The following is a 757-nucleotide window of genomic DNA, read 5'->3' as shown; positions in this document are numbered from 1 at the left end:
CGGGGGCCCGGGCAAACTCCGGTTCCCTGTTTAACACGCCCGACACCCCCCATACCCCCCTGCCCTTTGTCCCGCTTATGGCCTTTAAAACCCCGGGCCCCCGCCCCCCACCGGCGGGGCCACGTCTCGTTTAACGGCATTCTGTCTAACAGCGCAGCTGCCAGACAGCGGCCCTGTTAACACAGGAGGGCCATTTCAGCCCGGGATTGGCCGCAACAGGGTTGACTGCCGCCCGTCCCACGCCTAAACTTTTCATAGAGCAAGATATTGTTTCCACAATACGAAAAAGTAAGCGGATAGCTGCAGAATGAAATGGCTTCGACTGCAGGACCGGGAAACAATCGTCGAGAAGCCGACCGCCAGGACCCGCCGGACCCGCTCCGGCGCACAGCCCGAAGGAACCCACAATGACGTATTCCGTGAACTGCTCCATCCTCCTGACGGAGCTCCCCCTGCTGGAGCGCCCCGCCGCCGCGAAGGCCGCCGGTTTTGACGCCGTCGAATTCTGGTGGCCCTTCGAGACCTCCGTCCCCACTGACGCCCAGGTCACCCGGTTTGAGAACGCCATCACCGACGCCGGCGTGCAGCTCACCGGGCTGAACTTCAACGCCGGCGACATGCCCGGCGGTGACCGCGGCCTGGTCTCGTGGCCCGCACGCTCCGCCGAATTCCTGGACAACGTCGACGTCGTCGCCGGGATCGGTGAGCGCCTCGGCTGCAAGGCCTTCAACGCCCTCTACGGCAACCGCATTGACGG

Annotated in this window: 1 protein-coding gene; it reads left to right on the top strand. The window is 64.2% G+C overall.

Annotation, left to right across the window (positions count from 1 at the left end):
- Positions 1-407: 407 nt before the first annotated feature.
- On the top strand, positions 408-757 hold a 350-nt coding region (locus ACFVTM_RS22775; RefSeq protein WP_390206481.1), incomplete at its 3' end, for a TIM barrel protein.

It is taken from the genome of Arthrobacter sp. NPDC058130 (assembly GCF_042884475.1).
Lineage (GTDB): Bacteria > Actinomycetota > Actinomycetes > Actinomycetales > Micrococcaceae > Arthrobacter.
This window is presented reverse-complemented; position numbering and strand designations above follow the sequence as displayed.